An 18,584-nucleotide genomic window follows, 5' to 3' on the forward strand; every position below is an offset into this window, starting at 1 on the left:
TTATTAACTAGATGCTTTTTCAACACCATCTGGATCTTCAAATTTTGGCAATTCCTCAAAAGTATGAAAATTTGGTGGCGATGGTACAGTCCATTCTAGAGTTGTAGCTCCTTCTCCCCAAGGGTTCTGAGCTGCAGCTTTTTTCTTAGAAAAAGAATAAATTAAGTTAGCAAAAAATACTAGTAAGCCAGCAACCGCTATGTATGAGCCAATTGACGAAACATAATTCCATCCAGCAAATGCATCAGGGTAATCAGCATATCTTCTTGGCATTCCAGCTAAACCTAAAAAATGTTGAGGGAAAAATACTAAGTTCACTCCAATGAATGTTAACCAAAAATGTAATTGTCCCATCCATTCTGAATACTCATACCCAGACATTTTACCAAACCAATAATAAAATCCTGCAAAGATTGCAAATACTGCACCTAAAGATAATACATAATGAAAGTGAGCAACTACATAGTAAGTATCATGCATTGCAGTATCAACACCTGCATTTGCAAGAACAACCCCTGTTACACCACCTACTGTAAATAAAAATATAAAACCTAATGCCCACATCATGGGAGTTTTAAATGAAATTGATCCACCCCACATTGTTGCAATCCATGAAAATATTTTAATCCCTGTTGGGACCGCAATAATCATTGTTGCAGCTAAAAAATATGCTTTAGTGTCTGTACTTAAACCTACCGTATACATGTGGTGAGCCCAAACAACAAACCCAACAACCCCAATTGAAACCATCGCATAAGCCATTCCTAAATATCCAAATACAGGTTTCTTAGAAAATGTTGAAACGATATGACTGATCATTCCAAAGCCAGGTAAAATTAAAATATAAACTTCAGGGTGACCAAAGAACCAAAATAAGTGTTGGTATAAAACTGGATCTCCTCCAGTTTGAGCATCAAAAAATGCTGTTCCAAAATTTCTATCTGTTAAAAGCATTGTGATAGCACCAGCTAAAACAGGTAGTGATAGTAATAATAAAAATGCTGTAACTAAAACAGACCAAGCAAATAAAGGCATTTTATGCAAAGTCATGCCTGGCGTTCTCATATTTAAAATTGTTGTAATAAAGTTAACTGCTCCTAAAATTGAAGAAGCTCCAGCTAAGTGTAAGCTTAAAATAGCAAAATCCATAGCAGGTCCTGGTTGTCCAGCTTTTGACGATAAAGGTGGATATAAAGTCCATCCTCCACCAACACCTTGCTGACCTGGAGGGCCATCTACAAATATTGAAAGTAATAGTAAAATAAATGAAGCTGGTAATAACCAAAATGAAATATTATTCATTCTTGGAAAAGCCATATCAGGTGCACCGATCATAATTGGGACAAACCAATTACCAAATCCACCAATCATTGCAGGCATTACCATAAAGAAAATCATTATTAATCCATGGCCTGTAACCAACACATTATATAAGTGATAGTTGCCACCTAAAATTCCATCACCTGGATGCATCAATTCAATTCTCATTAATACTGAAAAAGCTGTACCAATAATTCCTGCAACAATTGCAAAAATTAAATACATTGTACCAATGTCTTTGTGGTTAGTTGAGTAAGCCCAACGTTTCCAACCTGTTGGTGTGTGATGATCGTCGTGTGATGCTGTTTTTGTGTACATTTTTATTTACTCGCTAGTTTTTTATATTCATTTACTGCAATTGGCTCTTTTGCAAATTTCATTTTAGCCTCTGCTAACCATATTGCATATTCTTCATCTGTCACAACTTTTACTGTGATAGGCATAAAAGCATGCTCAATTCCACAAAGTTCAGAACATTGACCATAGTACGTTCCAACTTTTTCAGCTTTAAACCAAGTCTCGTTTATTCTTCCAGGAACTGCGTCTCTCTTAACTCCAAATGATGGTAATGCCCAAGCATGCAAAACATCGTTGGCTGTAATTAAAACTTTAACCACTTTATTAACTGGAACAATAACTTCATTATCAACAGTTAATAATCTAGGTTGGTTTTCTTTTAATTCAGCTTCTTTAATCATATACGACTCAAAAATAATATTTTCATCAGGATACTCGTAGCCCCAGTACCACTGGTAACCAACAGCTTTAATTGTTAGGTCAGCTTTTGGAATAGTATCTTGTTTATACAAAATTTTAAAAGATGGAACTGCCATCACTATCAAAATTAAACATGGAATCAGTGTCCACAAAACCTCTACAGCAACATTGTGAGTAGTTTTTGATGGGTTAGGATTTTTTGACGCTCTAAACCTTATACAAACATAAATCATAAGAAATAAAACAAAAACACTAATAGCAATAATTACAGGAAGGAGAATGTTGTTATGAAAACTAACAATCTCAGTCATACTTTGAGAGGCAGAATCTTGAAAGCCTAGCTGCCAGTTTTTAGGCTGATCCGCCCAGGCGCTAGTTATTAACATTGTAGTTATAATTGTTATTAAAAATTTTTTCATTTGTTACACACTATATAAAGTGTCTTTTAAAAAATTACACTTTAGTTTTCGCGACAAAATATCAATTAATTAGGTAATTAACAATTGATAAGGCTGAAATTACAGCAGTTTCTGATCTAAGTATATTTTCGTTTATTTTAATTGGCTGAACCCCTTTAAAGGCAAGAATCTCCCCCCTTTCTTCTTCAGAAAAATCTCCCTCTGGACCAATAATTACACAAGTTGGATTATGAGCTAATTTATTAAAATCTAATTTTTTATTTTCAGAATTTAAATCTGTGAATATTAAGTCCATCTTTTCATGATTTAAAAAACTTTTTAATGATTGGGGATCTTCAATAAGCGGAACATTAATACGATTAGATTGCTCAGCAGCTTCTATGATTACTTTTTCTAATCTTTCTTTATTTATTTTTCTAACAATTGTTCTATCAAATATTATTGGTAAAAATTTTGTAACACCAAGCTCTGTTGCTTTTTGAATCATAAAATTAAAATAATTTGATTTAATGGGTGAAAAAGCTAACCACAAATCTTTTACATTTTCTTTTTGTCTTAATTGTTTTGTAATATTAAATTCAACTATACTTTTTGAAATAGTTAAAATTTTTGCTTCCCACTCTCCACCGTTATTAAATAAAGAAAAAACCTCGCCCCCTTTGATTCTCATTACTTTATTCACATAGTGAGATTGAGATTTATCAAGCTTAGCAGTTAAATTAAGTGATAAACTTTCTTTAAAAAATAATCTAATATTACTCATTAATGTTAAGTTAATTTATGAAAAATATTAAAGCAATAATTTTTGATGCATATGGCACTTTATTTGATGTCAATTCAGCAGCAGAAAAATGTAAAGATAAAATTGGTGATAAATGGGAAGGCTTTGCTAATTATTGGCGAACTACTCAATTAGAATACACTTGGCTTAGAAGTCTAATGAATAGACATAAAGACTTTTGGCAGGTGACAGAAGATAGTTTGGATAAATCTATGAAGGCTTACGAAATAGATTTATCAATGAAAAATGAATTATTAAATCTTTATAAGGTGCTCTCACCTTTTCCTGAAGTACCTGAAATTTTAAAAAGATTAAAAGAAAAAAATTATAAATTAGGTATTCTTTCAAATGGAACACCCTCTCTTCTTAACGAATTAGTTAAGAGTAATAATTTAGATAATATATTTGATGATATTTTTTCAATTGAAGAAGTTGGAATTTATAAACCAGACTCAAAAGTTTATGACATGCCAATTAAAAAATACAAAATACAAAAAGAAGAAGTCGCATTTTTAAGTGCTAATACTTGGGATGTTTCTGGTGGTGGAAATTATGGTTACAGTTCTATTTGGGTAAACAGAAATAATAATATTTTTGATAATCTTGATTATAAACCTAAAGATGAGGTTAAAAACTTAAAACAATTGCTTGATATTATCTAATTCTATTTTCTTCAAAATTCTTATTTAGTTTTACTGAAATAGTTCGAGTATTTCTTTTATTCCACTCTGAAAAGGATCTTAAGATAGGCATAACCGAAAGCCCAAATTCTGTAAGTGAATACTCAACTTTTGGGGGCATTATTCGAATTACTTTTCTATTAATTATTCCATCTCCTTCTAGTTCCTTAAGCTGCTTGGATAACATTTGTTGTGTAATGGTTTTTAATCCTTTTTTGAGCTCACCAAATCTAATTTTTTTACTTTGCAGCAAACTAAACAAAATTCTAATTTTCCATTTACCTCCAAGAAAGTAAACGGCTCTTTCAGCTGGACAATCTATTAAATTTTTCATGGTATGTTTTTATATACTAGTATGTTTACTTTGCGTTATTGCTTTATTAATACCAAAGCACTAAATAGAAGTCAAATAAATTGAAAGGATCAATATGACTAAAGGACAAAACGCAGGTAACGGACCAATTGCAGTAGATGTAGAGAAAGATAAATCTTACTACTGGTGTTCATGTGGAAAGAGTTCAAAGCAACCATTTTGTGATGGATCTCATCAAGGTTCAGAATTCACTCCTCTAGCTTACAAAGCAGAAGAAACAAAAAAAGTATTTTTTTGTGCTTGTAAACAAACTAACAACCAGCCTCTTTGCGATGGTTCACACAGCAAGTAATGATTAAAGCAAGTAAAAGAACTAAAAATATGAACAATATCTTAGATATGACTGGTAGAATACTTATCTCTCTAATTTTTTTGTTAAGTGGAATTAATAAAATTGGAAACTATGAAGGAACAGTTGGTTGGATGGAGTCTTTAGGTGTGCCTGGCATTTTTTTAATACCAGCTATCATACTTGAGATAGGTGCACCGATATTAATTATGATTGGATATAAAGTAAAAGTTTCAGCAGCTTTATTAAGTATATTTTGTATCGCCACAGCGGTTATTTTTCATAATAATCTTTCTGATCAAATGCAGTTTATATCTTTTATGAAAAATATTGCTCTTGCTGGGGGTTTTTTATTCTTAGTTGTTAATGAAACAAAAGATTTCAGTCTAGATAAAAAATTAAATAATCGTTAATTAACTAAATATATAAGTGTCTTGATGCTTTAAATTAAGACACTTATAAAAATTACATATTATTTTAAGATTTAATTTATTAGAGTAAGGGTATTAATGGACAAGCCAACTATAGCAGATAACAAACCTAAAAAAGTAGAACTAGTACAAAATGAAGAATACATGTTTTGTACTTGTGGAAAATCTAAAAACCAACCATTTTGTGATTGGTCTCATGCTGGTACTTCATTTGAGCCTATAAATTTTAAAGCTGAAGAAACTGGTGATGCTTATCTTTGTATGTGTAAACATAGTAGTACCAAACCTTATTGTGACGGTACGCATAAAAATTTTACCTCTGATCAAATTAATAAATCAGAAGAAGTTTCAGGCACTAATGAAACAAAGAGTACAGAAGAAGAGCCACATCTTGCATACATTCATGAGCTTGCAAAAAATGGCTTAACAAAACTTGGTCATCATGGAGAAATGGGAGCAATGGGTGTTCCCTCAAAAGACTTGCCAAAGTGGGAAGATATTCAAATACTTACAGCCCAACTAGCAAAAAAACCTCTTCTAGATAATGATAAAGTTGAGACAGATATAATTATAGGTAAAAACTCAAATAAACCTCTAACGTTAAAGATTCCAATTTTTGTATCTGACATGAGTTTTGGTGCGCTATCAGAGGAGGCAAAAATTGCTCTAGCAAAAGGTGCTGAGGGAGCTGGTACAGGAATTTGCTCCGGAGAAGGTGGAATGCTTTTAGAAGAGCAAAAAAATAATTCAAAGTATTTTTATGAACTTGCTTCTGCTAAATTTGGTTATTCAGAAGATAAGTTAAAAAATATTCAAGCTTTTCATTTTAAAGGTGGTCAAGCTGCAAAAACTGGAACAGGTGGACATTTACCAGGGAACAAAGTTAAAGGTAAAATATCTGAGGTAAGACAAATTCCAGAAGGTGAAGATGCTATCTCCCCTTCTACTTTCAAAGACCTGACAACAGTTGATGATTTTTTAAAATTCTCAAACAGAGTTAGAGAGTTAACTGGTGGTATTCCAATAGGATTTAAATTATCTGCTCAACATATAGAAGATGACATTGAATTTGCCGTAAGTGCTAGTGCTGATTATATTATTCTTGATGGGCGTGGTGGTGGAACTGGGGCTGCTCCTTTAATATTTAGAGATAATATTTCTGTTCCCACAATTCCAGCCTTAGCAAGAGCTAGAAATTATTTAGATAAAAAAGGTTATGACCATGTATCATTAATTGTAACAGGTGGATTAAGAACTTCTGCAGATTTTGTAAAAGCACTTGCTCTTGGAGCAGATGGTATTGCAATCTCTAACTCAGCCATGCAAGCAATAGGATGCGTTGGTGCTAGAATGTGTAATACAAATAATTGCCCCGCTGGTATTGCCACTCAAAGACCAGAACTTAGAAAAAAATTAAATATTGACGAATCTTCTGCAAGATTAACTAGATTTTTTAATGCATCTGTAGATCTAATGAAGATATTAGCAAGAGCATGCGGACATGATCATCTTAATAAACTTTCTATAAATGATTTAACAACTTGGAAGAAGGAAATGAGCGAACTATCTGGTGTGTCATTTGGTGGAATTATAAATAATAAGCAAAACAATAAATAGAGGATAGAAATGAGTAATATTGAAGTAGAAAAAATTATAGAACCAGTTGCAGCGTCAGATGGTGCTGGTGTTAAATTAAAAAGAAGTATTGGCACTCACCTTATTGATTACCACGATCCCTTTTTAATGTTGGATGAATTTGGTTCTGAAAATAAAGATGATTACATTGGTGGTTTCCCTCCTCATCCTCACAGAGGAATTGAAACAGTAACATATATGCTTGCTGGCGACTTTGAACATAAAGACAGTACAGGTGGCGAAGGAATAATGACTGCTGGAGATGTTCAGTGGATGAAAACTGGAAGTGGTATCATTCATTCAGAAATGCCTGCAATGAAAGAAGGTAAGCTTCATGGATTTCAATTATGGGTAAACATGCCTGCTAAATTGAAAATGACTAAACCTGAATATATTTATATTGATGCAGATAAAATGAGCACTCATAAAGACGATGATAAAACTGTCAAAGTGATTGCTGGAAAATTTCAAGATGCAGAAGGACCTGTTAAAGGTCACAATGTTGAACCTGTTTATTTTGATGTAGAGCTTGAAAAAGGAAAAGAATTTAATTTTGATCTTCCCTCAACTCACAATTCATTAATATATTTAGTTGAAGGTGAAATTAAGGTAGGAGATCAAAACCATGACCAAGCTAAAAACTCTACTTTAATTATTCTAACTAGAGGTGAAAAATTAAAAGTCTCTAGCTTAACTAAAGTCAAGTTTTTATTGATATCTGGAAAGCCAATTGGTGAGCCTATTGCTAGAGGAGGTCCATTTGTAATGAATACTAAAGCAGAGATCTTGCAAGCAGTTCAAGATTATCATAATGATACATTTGTAAAATAATGAAAACTATTAAAATAGAAAAATTTGGTGGTCCTGAAGTATTAGAGGTTAAAGATATTGAAATCGGTAAACCAGGTCCAAAAGAAGTTCTTATAAAAAATCTATCAATTGGTCTTAACTATATTGATGTTTATCATCGAACAGGCTTGTACCCTATTCCTCTACCAAGTGGAATTGGCCTAGAGGCATGTGGAATAATAGAAGAAGTTGGTTCTGAAGTTGATCTGTTTAAAGTTGGAGATAGAGTGGCTCACTCTTCAATGCCAATTGGAAGTTATTCAGAAAAACAATTGTTTCCTCAAGAAAAATTAGTTTTAGTTCCAGAGGGTATCTCAGATGAAATAGCATCTTGTATTATGCTTAAAGGGATTACTGCTGAATATTTATTACACAGAGCTTATCCAATTAAAAAAGGGGATAAAGTATTATACCACGCAGCCGCTGGTGGTGTGGGTCAAATTTTATGTCAGTGGGCTAATGCATTAGGAGCTGAAGTTATTGGAACTGTTGGCTCTAAAGAAAAAGAAGCTATTGCTAAAAAAAATGGTTGTCATCATGTAATAAATTATACAGATACAAACTTTGTTGAAGAGGTGGAAAAAATTGCAGGTAAAAATGGAGTTGATGTTGTCTATGATGGTGTTGGTATTAAAACATTTGATGGATCGATTGAAACCTTAAAGGTTAGAGGTATGATGGTCGCTTTTGGTAACGCATCAGGTTACGTTGATACGATAGATGTTAAAAAACATATTAATGCAAAAGGATTATTTTTTACTCGTCCTTCTATTGCACATTATACAATGACAAGGGAAGAATTAGTCGAATCAGCTAAAAAAGTTTTTGATGCAATTTTGTCTGGAAAATTTAAAGTTGAAATTTCAAAAAAATACTCACTTGATGATGCTAAAAAAGCTCATGAAGAATTAGAAGCAAGACTATTAACCGGTCCTGCAGTTATTATTCCTAATTAATCTAAATTAACATCCATATCAGACATATGCAATTTTAATGCATTTGTTGATACTTGAATTTCTCTCATAAAAACAACAATTGAAATCATCATCGATAAACAACAAGATCCAAAGATTAATCTTGCAGCAAAAATTTCATTCAAATAAAGGGCAAACACAGTCAACATATTAAATAAGAAACCAAATGCAGCAAACATAATAGTCCATTTTAAAAGAACAATTCTTCCACTTAAATTTATAAACTGTTTTTTCCACTCAGGAGGAATATGATTTTCATACACATGTTCATCATGAAGCTGCCTAATAAGCTTGCTCAAAGAATGAAATCTGTTGCTATATACACTCATCAATAAAGGAATGGCCGGAAACATCAATGCTGTAACTGTGTAATCTATATTCATACGAATCAGTTTGATTATGAAACTAGCCTTTGTTATTTACAAGTAAATTATTATGAAACAATTAAATCTCTTTATTGAACTAACAAGATTGAAAAGACCTATTGGCTATATGCTATTATTTTGGCCTTGTGCATGGGGACTAACTATTGCTTATGATTTCTCAAAAAACTTAAATGATTATTTTTTTTACTTATTATTATTTTTTTTAGGATCAGTTCTAATGCGTTCTGCAGGATGTATTGTAAATGATATTTCTGACAAAGAATTTGATAAAAAAGTTTCAAGAACAAAAAATAGACCTATTGCGTCTAACCAAGTTTCCATAAAATTAGGAATATTATATACTTTGATTTTATGCCTACTTGCACTTTTGGTTTTAATTAACTTTAATAACTTAACAATCTTGCTTGCTCTTGGGTCTATGCCTCTAGCCTTCACTTACCCTTTAATGAAAAGATTTACTTATTGGCCTCAATTATTTTTAGGAATAACATTTAATTATGGTCTAATTTTAGGATGGACTGCAATACAGGGTGAAATAAATGCTGTTGCTATTATCTTTTACTTAGGAGCCATATTTTGGACACTGGGATACGACACAATATATGGGTTTCAAGATATTAAAGATGATGAAATTATAGGAGTAAAATCTACTTCAATAAAATTTAAAAAAAAACCAAAATTATTTTTAACAACATGCTATTTAATCTTTATAATTTCTTTAATACTAGTAGGTATTTATATGAAGCTTAATACGATGTTTTATTTTTTTATTCTCATTCCAACTACTCATTTATTTTTTCATCAAATCCATAATTTTAATTTCAAAGATCCTAAAAATTGTCTAAGAATTTTTAAAAGTAATAATTTTTTTGGTGCTATAGTTTTGTGTAATATTTTGATTGGGAAACTTTAAGTGAATAAAATTGATATTATAAAAAGACTTTTTTTTAATTATACAAAAAAACATATTAATAAAATAATATTGTCTGTATTTTTTGCCTTACTTGTGGCTGGTAGTACATCAGCCATTGCCTATCTTTTAGATCCAGCAATAAAAAAAATATTTATTGAAAAAGATCAAGCTTTAATAATTATCATCCCAATTTTCATTATTATTGCTTTTGCTGTGAAAGGCTTTTCACTATATGTGGCAAAAGTTCTTATGATAGGTGTTTCAGAAGAAGTAAGAAAAGACCTTCAATGTGACATGTTAAATAATTTAGTTGAGGCTGATACAAAATTAATTGATGGAAAACATACTGGAAAATTTATATCCAATATAACTAATGATGTAAGTCATATTACCAACTTAATCAGCACTGCAGTTTTAAATATTTTCAAAGATAGTTTAACTTTAATCGGATTATTGATTGTAATGTTTTTTCAAAATTGGAAGCTTTCTTTGGTGGCACTTATAATGATACCTCTAGCAACTTTTGCAGCAAGAACCTTGGGTAAAAGAATAGGTAAGGTTGCAACAGAACAAATGTTAAGAGCTGGAATTCTTAATACATATTTAATTGAACTTTTTAAAAATCATAAACTTATTAAAATTTTTCAACAGGAAAAATATGAAAAAATAAGAGCAGAAAAGTTCATAAATGATGTTAAAGAAAAAACTATAAAAATTGCAACTGTCTATGTGAGATCATCACCAATAATGGAAACCTTAACTGGTATCATGATAGCAGTTTTAATTTTTTACTCTGGAAAGTTAGTTTTAAAGAATGAGATTGATATAAATAATTTTTTCTCTTTTCTAGCGGCTATGATGCTAGCATATCAACCGGTTAGATCACTTGCTACATTGAATATAACAATTAGCCAAGGGCTTTCAGCTGCAAAAAGAATTTTGCCTGTTATTGACGAAAAATCTGAACTTGTTCAAAACAAAGATGACTCTGAAATTAAAGTTGATACAGGCAATATTGAATTTAAAAATGTATCTTTCAAGTATGAAAAGGAAAAAGAAATCAAAACCTTAAATTCAGTAAGTATAAAAATGTTAGGTGGAAAAATGACTTCAATTGTTGGTCATAGTGGTGCTGGTAAATCAACAATATTAAATTTAATTCCAAGGTTTTATGATGCAATTTCAGGAGATATAGAAATAGATAATCAGTCAATCTATAATTGTACAATAAGCTCTCTTAGAAAAAATATCTCACTCGTTAGTCAAGACACTACTTTATTTGATGATACGATTAGAAATAATATTGCATATGCAAACCTAGGTGCAAGTCAAAAAGAAATTGAAGAAGCAGCAAAATATTCTTATGCCAGTGAATTTATAGAAAAACTTCCAAATAAGTATGAAACTATTATTGGTGAAAATGGAACAAGATTGTCTGGTGGAGAAAAACAAAGACTATCTATAGCGAGAGCAATGCTAAAGAAAAGTCAAATTATTCTGTTAGATGAGGCAACATCGTCACTAGATGCAGAAACTGAAAATAAAATTCAAGATGCTATAAATTTTTTAACCAAAGATAGAACAACAATTGTGATAGCTCATAGATTATCAACAATTTTAAACTCAGATAAAATTTATGTAATAGATGCTGGCACAGTTGTTGGTGATGGAACGCATGACCAATTATTAGCTAATTCAAAAGTTTACAAGAACTTCTATGAAAAACAAATTAAGAAAGTTTAATGTTTCTTTTTTATAGAATACTAATAAATTTAATTTTACTTTTATCACCTATAATTATTTTAATAAGATTATTACAAAAAAAAGAGGATCCACTAAGATTTAAAGAAAAACTTGGTTTTTTTTCTAAAAAGAAGCTAAAGGGAAAATTAATATGGTTTCATGGTGCAAGTGTTGGAGAAATACTAAGTGTAATTCCATTAATAGAAAAGTTAGAAAAAAATAAAGAAATCAAACAAATTTTAATAACTTCAAATACACTAAGTTCTTCTAAAATTTTATCAAAATTAAAATTAAAAAAAACTGTCCATCAATTTTTTCCAATAGATACAAATTACAATACAAATAAATTTTTAAGATATTGGGATCCATCCATTGCAATCTTTATAGACTCCGAGATATGGCCAAATATGCTCACAAATATAAAAAAAAAATCAATATCATTAATGTTAATTAACGCAAGAATAACTGAGAAATCTTTTAAGAAATGGAAGTTTTTTTCTTCCTCAGCTAAAACGATATTTCAAAATTTTGACATATGCATATCATCAAGCTTGGCGTCTAAGAATTATTTAAGATTACTTGGGGCAAAAAAAATTTCATATTTTGGTAATTTAAAATTTACTCAAAGCAAACAAACTACAAATGAATTAAGTAGTAATTTAAATAAATTTTTTTTAACAAAAAAAATATGGTGTGCATCCAGCACACATGGAATTGAAGAAAAAATATGTGCAAATACACATAAAAAACTTAAAGCTAAGTATAAAAACTTATTAACAATTATAATACCAAGACATATTCATAGAGTTAAAAAAATTCTCCAAGATATAAAGGAAATGAATTTAAAAATTCACTTGCATGACTCTAAAAAAAAGATTGATAAAAAAACAGATATATACCTAGTAAATACTTTTGGACAAACCCAATCCTTTTTTAGGATTAGTAAAACTGTTTTTTTAGGAGGCTCAATTATTAAACATGGAGGGCAAAATCCTTTGGAGGCAGCAAAGTATGGGTGTCAAATATTACATGGCCCAAATATATGGAATTTTAAAGAAATTTATAACCTTTTAAAAGCTAATGGAGCATCACATAAAGTTACCACACCCAATCAATTAACTCTTAAAGTTAGCAAAATACTGAACAATAAAAGCAATTCTAAAAAACTTCAATTAAAAATAAAAAATCTTAGTTCTAAAATTTTAAACTCAACCTTAAATGAGATAAACTTTCATATAAAGAAAAAATGAAATTTAAAAAACCAAAATTTTGGGACTATCAACGTCCAAATTTATTGTCATTTATTTTATTGCCACTAACTTTCCCTCTAATTTTAAATAATTTTTTCTTAAATAAAAAAAAAAATAAAAAAAAAGATCATAAGCCTAAAAAAATTTGTGTAGGAAATATATATATAGGTGGCACAGCAAAAACTCCATTGACAATAAAAATTTATCAAATTTTAAATAAACTTAATATTAATACTTGCACTATTAAAAAGTATTACAAAAGCCATTATGATGAGCAAAAAATGCTATCTGAAAAAACTAAACTTTACTGTGAAAAAAATAGAATTGATGGACTTAATAAGGCAATTCTAGACAATAAAGATGTGGCAATTTTTGATGATGGTCTACAAGATAGATCAATAAATTATGATCTAAAAATTGTTTGCTTCAATGATTTAAAATTAATTGGAAATGGTTTTTTAATTCCTGCTGGACCTTTAAGAGAAAAAATAAATAGTATCTCAAAGTATGACATGGCTTTTATTAATGGAAATGAGGTAGATAACTCTAAACTAAAGTTACTATTAAAAAGCTATAATGCTAATATTGAAATATTTGAGACTAACTATAAAGCTATAAATATCAAAGAATTTAATATTAACGACGAATATATGGTTTTTTCAGGCATAGGTAATCCTGAAAGTTTTAGACAAACATTGATCAATAATAATATTAAGATAACTAAAGAAATAATTTTTCCTGATCATTACAACTATACTCATAAGGATATTGACCAAATAAAATATCAGGCAAAAAAACTTAACCTGAAGATATTAACTACTGAAAAAGATTATATTAAGATTAAATCAATCGATAACAATGATATTAGATATTTAAAAGTTGAGCTGGATATCAAGAATGAAGATAGGCTAATAAATCATTTAAAAAAATATATATGAAATTAATAAAATATTTTTTTCAATTTTTAATTATAATAACACTTCTTCTTTTATTTAGAATTTTAGGGCTTAAAATTGCTTCATTTATTTCTAATAAAATTGCATCTAGTTTTGGGCCCTTTTTTAGATCTAAAAATTTAATTAAATCAAATATTCTTAGAGCACTTCCACATTTAAGTCCTGAGGAATTAGATAAAATTTCTAAAAAGATGTGGGGAAATTATGGAAGAATACTTGCTGAATACGTTTTTATAAAAAATTTTAGAGGGCCCAAATTTAATAATAATATAAAAGTTAAAGGTCAAGATGTGCTTGAAAAAATTAAAAAAGATAATGAGCCTGTTATATTTGTTTCAGGACATTTCAATAACTTTGAATTAATGGCTCTACATATTGAAAAATCAGGGATTAACCTAGCAGCAATTTATAGACCGCTTAATAATAAATTTCTAAACTATATAATGGAGAGGGTAAGAAAAAAATACATTTGTAAAAATCAAATCAAAAAAGGAATTTCAGGTACTAAACAATTACTTGGATTTTTCAAAAAGAAAACTTCTATAGCACTCATGATTGATCAAAGAGTTTCTCAAGGTATTAAGGCTAAATTTTTTAATGATGAGTGTTTTACAACTACTATTCCTGCACAATTTGTTAAAAAATTTAAATGCAAAATAATCCCTGTTTATATTGAAAGAATACAGGGCACAAATTTCCAAATTACTATACATGAGCCAATAAATTTTTCAGGTGATGAAACAATTGAGTCGATAACTTTAAACTTAAACAGTTTGTTAGAAAAAATGATTTTAAAAAATCCTGAACAATGGATTTGGTCTCATAATCGTTGGAAATAAGAATTCTTTAAAGTTATTCACTTTCTCTTTTTTTTGCTGCCTCGACGTACGAATAATATGGTTCTTGCAAATCCACATTCCAATAATTCAAAGTATTTAGATCAATCTTCTTACCAGATACCGCGCAAATTACATGATCACCCTCCTCAATAACTTCAAAATTATTTGGTAAATATTTTATTTTTGCTAATTTTTTATTCATTTTTAGTTTATACATTATTACATGAAAGTTGGGATAATAGGAAGTGGTGGTCGTGAACATGCTATTTGTCACAAACTCAGTACTATTAAAAAAATAGAGCAATTATATTGTTTTCCAGGAAATGCTGGAACAGCAAAAATTGCCAAAAATATTTCAATAAACTTAGAAAATTTCAATGAATTAAAAGATTTTATAAAATTAAATAAGATTGATTTAATTATTGTTGGTCCTGAAAAGCCACTCGTGGAGGGAATTGTAGATTTTTTAGAAGCAAACAATATTCAAGTTTTTGGTCCTAACAAAATTGCATCTCAATTAGAAGGTTCAAAAATTTTTACAAAAAACTTATGTAAAAAATATAATATTCCAACTGCTAACTTTGGAATTTTTCAAAATATTGATGAAGCTAGGCAATTTATAAATAAAACTAAATATCCTATTGTTATAAAGGCTGATGGATTGGCTTCTGGAAAAGGTGTTTATATTTGTAATAAGCTAGATGAAGCTAAAATTGCAATAGATGAAATTTTTAATGGTAAATTTGGTATTGCTCATAACTTGCTAGTTGAAGAATTTTTAAGTGGTGAAGAAATGAGTTATTTCATAATTAGTGATGGTAAAACAATAAAAAAGTTTGACACTGCTCAAGATCATAAAAGAGTTTCAGAAGGAGATGTGGGTAAAAATACTGGAGGTATGGGTGCCTACTCTCCCTCAAGATTAATTAATGATGAATTAGATAAAAAAATTTTATCAAAAATTATTGAACCGACAATTTTAGGTTTAAAAGAAATGGGCACAACCTATAAAGGTTTTTTATATGCAGGCCTCATGATTGTAGAAGGTGAGCCCTATTTAATAGAATATAACGTACGTATGGGAGATCCTGAGTGTCAAACTATTCTACCAAAACTAAAATCTAATTTATTAGAAATTTTTTTATCCTGTTGTAATGAAAAACTAAATAATGCTCAGATAGAATGGCATAATAAAAAAAGTTTATGTATTGTAATGTGCTCAAATGGATATCCAGACCAATTTAAAAAAAATATTTTGATTGAACATTTGGATGAAATAAAATTAGGCACAAATGAATATTGCTTCCATGCTGGAACAAAACTTATTGATGATAAATTCTATGCAATTGGTGGGAGAGTTTTAAATTTTGTCTCTTTATCAGAAAATTTTTCTACCTCTAGAATAAAGATAATAGATATGATTAAATCACTTAATTGGAATGGTGGCTTTTACCGAAAAGATATTGGTTACAAGGTTATTAATGAATGAGGATAATATCTGGAAAATCAAAAGGTAAAAAAATATTTGATCCTATAGATATTAATACGAGACCACTTAAAGATTTAACAAAAGAATCTATATTTAATATAATTACTCATTCAAATAAATTTAATACTGCACTTGAAAAATCAAATATTTTAGATTTATTTTCTGGAGTAGGGTCTTTTGGACTTGAGTGCCTTTCTAGAGGTTCCAAAAGTGTAACTTTTGTAGAAAACTACAGTATTGTTTTGCCAATCTTAAAAAAGAATATTTTTAATCTTGGTTACAAAGATAATTCATCGGTGATCGATAAAAACATTTTAAACCAATTAAATTTTAAAAACTTTGATACTAAGTTTGATATTATTTTCATGGATCCTCCTTATAAAGAAAAAAACCTGAGTAAAATAATAAAAGATATATTTGAGGCAAAGATAATAAAAGATAACGGAATAATAATTATTCATAGACACAAAAAAGATAAAGATGAATTTCCAAAAGTATTTAGGATTATTGAAGAAAAAACTTACGGAATATCAAGGGTATTTTTTGGTTCGTATACTTATTAAAATAATATTTTTTTTGTCTCTTTTTTGATGAGCTCTACAGCAGGTTGATCATATGGGTTAATTTTTAACGCTCTCCCAATTAAAATAGTTTCTAAGATAAAAAAACAAAATAACTCTCCTAAAGCATTTTCATTCCGATTGATTATTTCGAAACTTCTAAAAGGAATTTTTTTATTTAAAAAAACTTTTTCCGTTGCTAATTTTTGAGAAATAATTATTTCGCTGAGACTTTTATTTTTTAAATGACTGTGTGAATCAAGAATCTTGCTATTAATAATTTTATCTGATTTTTTATTGCTGACATGAAAAAAAGTAAAAAAATTATTTTTTGGGCCATCTAAGTAAAGCTGCATCACACTGTGATTATCTTTTGGCATTAATGATATTGTAGGCAAAATTCCATTTCCCTTTTTTCCTAAACTTTCAGCCATTAATTGCTGATACCATCTGAATAAACTTTCTGAACTTTCGTCATAATTAAGAATAATTGAGTTAAATTTTTTTTTCTTTAAAAAATATAAAGAATTATTTACATTTATAACTAAAGCATCAATAAATTTTTTGTTTTTAATCAGGTTATTTAATTGTTTAAATTTAGTACTATTTAAACCCATAAGTTCAGCAGGTAACATTCCCACTTCAGAGAGAACAGAATATCTGCCTCCAATAAAATTATTATGGTGTACTATTTCAGTTTTTAATTTTTGAGCCAATAAGTGTAAATAATTATTTTTATTTTCTGTAATAAAAATATTTTTATCTTGATTTTTAATAATAATATTTGAATTTGATATTGTCTCAAGAGTGTTTCCTGATTTTGAAACAATAATATTTAGGTACTTTTTTTTACTAGAACCTGTATCAATCTTTGACTGAAGATTATTAAAAAAAAATAAATTTTTTTTTATTCTACTCTTCAAGAAATAAAAAATAGATTCTGTTCCTAGAATCGAGCCACCCATACCAATTATTCTTATATTGCTAAATTTTTTAAATTTAAGAATAGTTTTTTTATTATAGCTACTCTTATAATTTGTACTTAGAGAATCTAATACTGCATTTCTATTAAGTAAAATATTTTTTAGGTCTTTTTTTATTTTCTTACTATTTTTTTTAATCTTAAAATTTTTAAATTTAATATTTTTTGTAAGCATTAATTGCTTTTAATTTTTTCTAATATACTTTTTTCTAATGAACTATCTTGTGACTCAGATAAAGTAACTGCACTCTCAGTATTAGAGCCTTTAGTTAAAATTTCTTTCAAACTAATCTCACTTTCTTCCTGATTGTCATCTTTATTTAAAGTTGTTGGTTCTGGTAAATTTTCAAAATCTGGTGGAAGTGATAATGGATTTTTTTTCTTAACTAAAAATTCGTCTGAATTGGATTGTTTTTTTCCAGTCAAACCATCTTTGACACTTTGACAGGCGCTGACCATAAACAAAATTGTTAATGTAAGAAATATTTTTTTAAATAGATTTTTCATTTTTTTTATTATTAGCAAATATTTCATCAAAAATAAGGCATATAACACCTAATGTTATAAATATATCTGCGATATTAAAGACAAACCAATGAAAATCATTAAAGTGAAAATCAATAAAGTCTGGTACAGCAGAATAATATATTCGATCAAAAAGATTTCCTAAAGCTCCACCAAGAACAAATATTAAGGATATTTTTTTAAAGCCATTACTATTATAGATCATTATCACTAATATAATACTTATCAGTGCTATTATTAAAGTGATCGAGTTATAAATAAAACTTTCATTAAAAGAAAATAATCCAAAGGCGATCCCTTTATTCCAAATAAGGTAAAAATTCAGATACTCGGTCAAATAAATATCAACTTTACTTTCTATTTCGCTAATTTTAATAATGTAAATTTTAGAAACCCTATCGACTAAAAAAATAAAAAAGATAAGTAAAATGTCGATTGATATTTTTTTTAAATTCACTTTAGGTATTTAATTT

22 protein-coding genes are annotated in these 18,584 nt (G+C 28.8%); 13 read left to right on the plus strand and 9 right to left on the minus strand.

Annotation, left to right across the window (positions count from 1 at the left end):
• Window positions 1-3: 3 nt before the first annotated feature.
• From ctaD to AC5SL3_RS05535, 3 genes are all read right to left on the minus strand, one after another.
• Complete coding sequence (gene ctaD / locus AC5SL3_RS05525; RefSeq protein ID WP_494577832.1) at window positions 4-1,638, minus strand: cytochrome c oxidase subunit I; 1,635 nt, start codon at window positions 1,636-1,638, stop codon at window positions 4-6.
• Window positions 1,639-1,640: 2 nt separating this feature from the next.
• Entirely contained in the window at window positions 1,641-2,456 is an 816-nt protein-coding gene (gene coxB, locus AC5SL3_RS05530; RefSeq protein ID WP_271623272.1) for a cytochrome c oxidase subunit II, read from the minus strand.
• Window positions 2,457-2,517: 61 nt separating this feature from the next.
• Complete coding sequence (locus AC5SL3_RS05535) at window positions 2,518-3,219, minus strand: RsmE family RNA methyltransferase (protein WP_494577834.1); 702 nt, start codon at window positions 3,217-3,219, stop codon at window positions 2,518-2,520.
• 17 nt (window positions 3,220-3,236) lie between these two features.
• On the opposite strand from AC5SL3_RS05535, the gene AC5SL3_RS05540 reads away from it, so the two are divergent.
• A complete protein-coding gene (locus AC5SL3_RS05540) occupies window positions 3,237-3,899 on the plus strand; it encodes a haloacid dehalogenase type II (RefSeq protein ID WP_006997771.1) in 663 nt (220 codons plus the stop codon).
• Here AC5SL3_RS05540 and AC5SL3_RS05545 read toward each other — a convergent pair.
• A complete protein-coding gene (locus AC5SL3_RS05545) occupies window positions 3,892-4,251 on the minus strand; it encodes a winged helix-turn-helix transcriptional regulator (protein WP_006997770.1) in 360 nt (119 codons plus the stop codon). The genes AC5SL3_RS05540 and AC5SL3_RS05545 overlap by 8 nt on opposite strands.
• A gap of 94 nt (window positions 4,252-4,345) precedes the next feature.
• Here AC5SL3_RS05545 and AC5SL3_RS05550 point away from each other — a divergent pair, with 94 nt between their 5' ends.
• The 5 genes from AC5SL3_RS05550 to AC5SL3_RS05570 all read left to right on the plus strand — a co-directional run bounded on the left by AC5SL3_RS05550 (window position 4,346) and on the right by AC5SL3_RS05570 (window position 8,450).
• Window positions 4,346-4,582, plus strand: a complete 237-nt coding sequence (locus AC5SL3_RS05550) for a CDGSH iron-sulfur domain-containing protein (RefSeq protein WP_006997769.1) — start codon at window positions 4,346-4,348, stop codon at window positions 4,580-4,582.
• Window positions 4,582-4,992 (plus strand): DoxX family protein, encoded by a 411-nt coding sequence (locus AC5SL3_RS05555; RefSeq protein ID WP_494577836.1) that lies wholly within the window; start codon window positions 4,582-4,584, stop codon window positions 4,990-4,992. Before AC5SL3_RS05550 ends, AC5SL3_RS05555 begins: the two co-directional genes overlap by 1 nt.
• Before the next feature lie 96 nt (window positions 4,993-5,088).
• Window positions 5,089-6,627: a glutamate synthase-related protein gene (locus tag AC5SL3_RS05560; protein ID WP_011281501.1), complete on the plus strand. Its 1,539-nt coding sequence runs from the start codon at window positions 5,089-5,091 to the stop codon at window positions 6,625-6,627.
• Window positions 6,628-6,636: 9 nt separating this feature from the next.
• The gene (locus AC5SL3_RS05565) at window positions 6,637-7,476 is read left to right on the plus strand and encodes a pirin family protein (RefSeq protein ID WP_494577838.1); all 840 of its coding nucleotides are present in this window, start codon (window positions 6,637-6,639) and stop codon (window positions 7,474-7,476) included.
• Window positions 7,476-8,450, plus strand: a complete 975-nt coding sequence (locus AC5SL3_RS05570; RefSeq protein WP_271579936.1) for a quinone oxidoreductase family protein — start codon at window positions 7,476-7,478, stop codon at window positions 8,448-8,450. Before AC5SL3_RS05565 ends, AC5SL3_RS05570 begins: the two co-directional genes overlap by 1 nt.
• On the opposite strand, the gene AC5SL3_RS05575 is transcribed toward AC5SL3_RS05570, so the two are convergent.
• Window positions 8,447-8,851 carry a DUF2721 domain-containing protein gene (locus AC5SL3_RS05575; protein WP_011281502.1) on the minus strand — a complete coding sequence of 135 codons (405 nt, stop codon included), beginning with the start codon at window positions 8,849-8,851 and terminating at the stop codon, window positions 8,447-8,449. The genes AC5SL3_RS05570 and AC5SL3_RS05575 overlap by 4 nt on opposite strands.
• 52 nt (window positions 8,852-8,903) lie before the next feature.
• Here AC5SL3_RS05575 and ubiA point away from each other — a divergent pair, with 52 nt between their 5' ends.
• From ubiA to AC5SL3_RS05600, 5 genes are read left to right on the plus strand one after another with little or no spacing between them, the layout of a single operon-like run.
• On the plus strand, window positions 8,904-9,767 hold the full coding sequence (gene ubiA / locus AC5SL3_RS05580; RefSeq protein WP_494577840.1) for a 4-hydroxybenzoate octaprenyltransferase: 864 nt from the start codon (window positions 8,904-8,906) through the stop codon (window positions 9,765-9,767).
• Window positions 9,768-11,510 carry an ABC transporter ATP-binding protein gene (locus AC5SL3_RS05585; RefSeq protein WP_494577842.1) on the plus strand — a complete coding sequence of 581 codons (1,743 nt, stop codon included), beginning with the start codon at window positions 9,768-9,770 and terminating at the stop codon, window positions 11,508-11,510.
• A complete protein-coding gene (locus tag AC5SL3_RS05590; RefSeq protein WP_494577844.1) occupies window positions 11,510-12,760 on the plus strand; it encodes a 3-deoxy-D-manno-octulosonic acid transferase in 1,251 nt (416 codons plus the stop codon). Before AC5SL3_RS05585 ends, AC5SL3_RS05590 begins: the two co-directional genes overlap by 1 nt.
• Complete coding sequence (gene lpxK, locus AC5SL3_RS05595; RefSeq protein ID WP_494577846.1) at window positions 12,757-13,698, plus strand: tetraacyldisaccharide 4'-kinase; 942 nt, start codon at window positions 12,757-12,759, stop codon at window positions 13,696-13,698. Before AC5SL3_RS05590 ends, lpxK begins: the two co-directional genes overlap by 4 nt.
• Entirely contained in the window at window positions 13,695-14,555 is an 861-nt protein-coding gene (locus AC5SL3_RS05600) for a lysophospholipid acyltransferase family protein (protein ID WP_494577848.1), read from the plus strand. Before lpxK ends, AC5SL3_RS05600 begins: the two co-directional genes overlap by 4 nt.
• Window positions 14,556-14,568: 13 nt before the next feature.
• Here AC5SL3_RS05600 and AC5SL3_RS05605 read toward each other — a convergent pair whose 3' ends face one another.
• On the minus strand, window positions 14,569-14,757 hold the full coding sequence (locus AC5SL3_RS05605; protein WP_271486152.1) for a DUF2093 domain-containing protein: 189 nt from the start codon (window positions 14,755-14,757) through the stop codon (window positions 14,569-14,571).
• Between the two features lie 21 nt (window positions 14,758-14,778).
• Between AC5SL3_RS05605 and purD the strand changes: the two genes are divergently transcribed.
• Both purD and rsmD read left to right on the plus strand, forming a co-directional pair.
• The gene (purD, locus tag AC5SL3_RS05610) at window positions 14,779-16,044 is read left to right on the plus strand and encodes a phosphoribosylamine--glycine ligase (protein WP_494577850.1); all 1,266 of its coding nucleotides are present in this window, start codon (window positions 14,779-14,781) and stop codon (window positions 16,042-16,044) included.
• On the plus strand, window positions 16,041-16,607 hold the full coding sequence (gene rsmD, locus AC5SL3_RS05615; protein ID WP_494577852.1) for a 16S rRNA (guanine(966)-N(2))-methyltransferase RsmD: 567 nt from the start codon (window positions 16,041-16,043) through the stop codon (window positions 16,605-16,607). Before purD ends, rsmD begins: the two co-directional genes overlap by 4 nt.
• On the opposite strand, the gene AC5SL3_RS05620 is transcribed toward rsmD, so the two are convergent.
• From AC5SL3_RS05620 to lspA, 3 genes are read right to left on the minus strand one after another with little or no spacing between them, the layout of a single operon-like run.
• Window positions 16,604-17,761, minus strand: coding sequence for a phosphoglucose isomerase-related protein (locus AC5SL3_RS05620; RefSeq protein ID WP_494577854.1), 1,158 nt, complete (start codon window positions 17,759-17,761; stop codon window positions 16,604-16,606). The genes rsmD and AC5SL3_RS05620 overlap by 4 nt on opposite strands.
• A complete protein-coding gene (locus tag AC5SL3_RS05625; RefSeq protein WP_494577856.1) occupies window positions 17,761-18,093 on the minus strand; it encodes a DUF3035 domain-containing protein in 333 nt (110 codons plus the stop codon). The genes AC5SL3_RS05620 and AC5SL3_RS05625 overlap by 1 nt, the downstream gene beginning before the upstream one ends.
• Window positions 18,077-18,577, minus strand: a complete 501-nt coding sequence (lspA, locus tag AC5SL3_RS05630) for a signal peptidase II (RefSeq protein WP_494578793.1) — start codon at window positions 18,575-18,577, stop codon at window positions 18,077-18,079. The genes AC5SL3_RS05625 and lspA overlap by 17 nt, the downstream gene beginning before the upstream one ends.
• Window positions 18,578-18,584: the final 7 nt, after the last annotated feature.

The organism is Candidatus Pelagibacter sp. PS_34, from assembly GCF_059417845.1.